The sequence below is a fragment of the Streptomyces sp. SID14436 genome, from assembly GCF_010548465.1.
In the GTDB taxonomy this organism is placed as follows: Bacteria; Actinomycetota; Actinomycetes; order Streptomycetales; family Streptomycetaceae; genus Streptomyces.
Genome location: NZ_JAAGMD010000276.1, coordinates 1 through 2,764 on the forward strand (window position 1 = coordinate 1; position 2,764 = coordinate 2,764).

General features: G+C 74.9%; 1 protein-coding gene. It reads left to right on the forward strand.

Going from position 1 to position 2,764, the window contains the following annotated elements; genetic code table 11:
• Positions 1 to 2,764, forward strand: a 2,764-nt coding sequence (locus G3I53_RS10215; RefSeq protein ID WP_164438246.1) for an alpha-(1->3)-arabinofuranosyltransferase family protein, incomplete at both ends; no start/stop codon positions are given.

Genomic DNA, 2,764 nt, shown 5'->3' on the forward strand with positions numbered 1-2,764 from the left:
CCGGCGCTTCGCGCCGCTGGCCGCCGCGGTCCTGGTGCTGCCCGGGCTGGTGTTCCCGTACCTCAACGGCTCGATCCTGAACCCCGGTTCGTTCCAGGAGATCCCCGCGTACTGGCACGCGACGGCCGACTGGCTGAAGAAGTACTCCCCCGACTCCCGCGCCCTGGTCGTCCCGGCGACCGCCCACGGCATCCACACCTGGGGCTCGACCATCGACCAGCCGCTGGACGTGACCGCGAAGTCCCGCTGGGCGCAGCGCGACTACGTCCCGTTCGGCACGCCCGGCAACCGGCGGGCCATGGACGCCGTCGAACAGGCCCTGCTGACCGGCTCGCAGGTACCGGGCCTGGCCGACTACCTGAGCCGGGCGGGCATCTTCTACGTGGTGGTCCGCAACGACCTCGACCCCGACCAGATCGGCCAGGTGCCGACCGCGACCGTCAAGCGCACCCTGGAGCAGTCCGGTTACGAGCGGGTCAAGGGGCTCGGCCCGGTGATGACCGGCGGGGTCATCCCGCAGGACGCCCCGCTCGCCGTCGAGGGCCTGTACCCGCGGCACCGGGCGGTGGAGATCTACCGCCCGGCGGATGAGGACGTGCCGCGGCCGGGTCAGGCGGGGCTCGCGCCCGTCGCCGACACCGCCGTGGTCTCCGGCGGCCCGGAGGCGCTGCTGCCGGTGGCGGGCGCGCTGCGCGGCCGGCCCGCCGTGCTGACCGGCGACCGGCACCCGGGCCTGGGCACCGCGCCGCTGCAGGTGACCGGCGACGGCATGCGGTACGCGGACACCCGGTTCGGCCTGCTCAACGCCAACACGTCGTACACGTACACCCGCGACGAGCGCAACGCGCCCGACGCCGACCAGGACCCGGGCGAACGCCCGCGCCAGATCCTGCCGTTCGAGGGTCTGGAGCACCAGACGGTGGCCGAACTGCGCGGCGCCCGCTCGGTGACGGCGTCCTCGTACGGCAACTGGCTGTTCCACCTGCCGCAGTACGACCCGGTGCACGCCTTCGACGGCGACCCGGACACCGCGTGGGCGGAGGGCTCCGTCGCGTCGCCCGAGGGGCAGTGGCTGCGGATCGGCTTCGAGGGCAGCTACCCCATGCCGGACTCCATCGGCCTGCTGCCGCTGCCGCAGGACGGTGTGCGGGCGGCGCCGACCCGGGTGCGGGTGGAGACGGAGAAGGGGTCGGCCACCTCCTTCCTCAAGGCCAACGGCGAGAAGCAGCGGGTGAAGGCGCCCGAGGGCGGGACGTCGTGGATGAAGCTCACCATCGTCGGCTCCACCGCCGGACGTCCCGGCCTGACCGGCGCGGGCTTCGCCGAGGTCGACCTGCCCGACGTGCAGGTGACCCGGATGCTGCGGCTGCCCCGGGACGCGGAGCGGTCCACCTCCCCGGTCCAGGTGGTGTCGCTGCACCGGGCCGCCGACCCGACCGGGATGTCCCTCGCGGCCGGCGAGTCCGGCCTGCACCGGGCGTTCACCACGGGCACGGCGGGCACCTACGAGGTGTCCGCGAAGGCGGTGGCGATACCCGGCGAGGCACTGGACCGGCTGCTGTACGAGGTGGCGCCGGAGCAGCGCCGGCGCGTCCTGGCCACCGCGGACTCCACCGCGCGCCTGGGTGCCGGACTGTCGGCGCGCAACCTCACCGACGGCGACCTGACCACGGCGTGGATCGCGGGCGACCGGCCCACCATCCACCTGAGCTGGACCGGCAGGCAGGAGATCCGCGAGCTGGTGCTGCCGCCGGCCGGGGGCCTGTCCGCGCGCGCCGCCGAGGTGCACATCAGCTCCCCGGACGGCGCGGCGATCGCGTCCGTCGACGAGACCGGCATGGTCCGCTTCCCGCCGATCACCACCGACCGGCTGGACATCACCATCACCCGGGCCGCCCCGCTGACCCTGCACAACCCGGTCGTCGACGACGACCTGCAGCTGCCGGTCGGCCTGACCGAGGCGTACCTCCCGGACCTCGACGACGAGTTCCGCACCGAACAGCCCTCCGGGAACCGCGCGTTCTCCCTGGAGTGCGGCGAGGGCCCCGTGGTGGCCGTGGACGACCGGCTGTACGAGACGGCCGTGCGGGGCACCGTGCGCGACCTCACCGAGCGGCGGCAGGTCGACGTGACGCTCTGCCAGGACGGCGAGGCCGCCCCCGGACTGGAGCTGTCCGCCGGCAGGCACCGGCTGGAGGGCGGGGACGCCGGCCCGCTGGTGCTGACCGACGTCACCCTCACCCGGGGCACGGCCGAGCAGGCCGCCACGTCCGGCCGGGACCTGGAGATCCGGGACTGGCTTGGCGACCGGCGGACCGTGACCGTCGGTTCGGGCGCGGCCTCGTACCTGACGACGTACGAGAACTACAACAAGGGCTGGACGGCCACCCTCGACGGTGAGGAACTCACCCCGGTGCGGCTGGACGGCTGGCAGCAGGGCTGGCGGGTCCCGGCGGGCGCGGGCGGCACGGTGACGCTGTCCTACGGCCCGGCCACCACCTACGACGCCGCGCTGATCGGCAGCGGGGCGGGCATCGTGCTGCTGATCGGGCTGGTCCTGTGGCGCCGCAGGGCGGAGAACCCGGACGCGCCGCAGCCCGTGCCCCCGCAGCCCGGGCTGTGGCTGGGCGCGGTGGCGCTGACCCTGGTCGGCGTGGTCGTCGCCGGCTGGTGGGCGCTGCTGGTCCCGGCGCTGGCGCTGCTCGCGGCCCGGCGGCACACCCTGCTGGTGCCGGTCGCGTTCGCCTCCCTGGCGGCGGCGGGC